Raw genomic sequence first — 263 nt, forward strand, 5'->3', positions numbered from 1 at the left:
GGGCGCCTCGGGCAGCAGCGGCGAACGCTGTTCCTCGGTGACGGCCAGCAGCTTGAGCTTGCCGGTCTGCACGTGCGGCAGGGTCTGCGTGCCGGCGCTGAACAGCACCTGGGTGCGGCCGGCCACCGTGTCCAGCACCGCCGGCGCGCCGCCGCGGTAGGGAATGTGCATCATCTTCACGCCCGCGGCCTTCTCGAACAGCGCGGCGCTCAGGTGGTTGGTCGAGCCCTGGCCGGCCGAGGCGTAGGCCACCTTGTCGGGGT

Annotated in this window: 1 protein-coding gene; it reads right to left on the minus strand. The window is 72.2% G+C overall.

The window, feature by feature from the left end:
• A partial coding sequence (locus tag SB751_RS31730; protein WP_410749236.1) for a tripartite tricarboxylate transporter substrate-binding protein occupies positions 1-263 on the minus strand: 263 nt, incomplete at both ends.

This window comes from Cupriavidus sp. SIMBA_020, from assembly GCF_046535395.1.
In the GTDB taxonomy this organism is placed as follows: domain Bacteria; phylum Pseudomonadota; class Gammaproteobacteria; order Burkholderiales; family Burkholderiaceae; genus Cupriavidus; species Cupriavidus campinensis.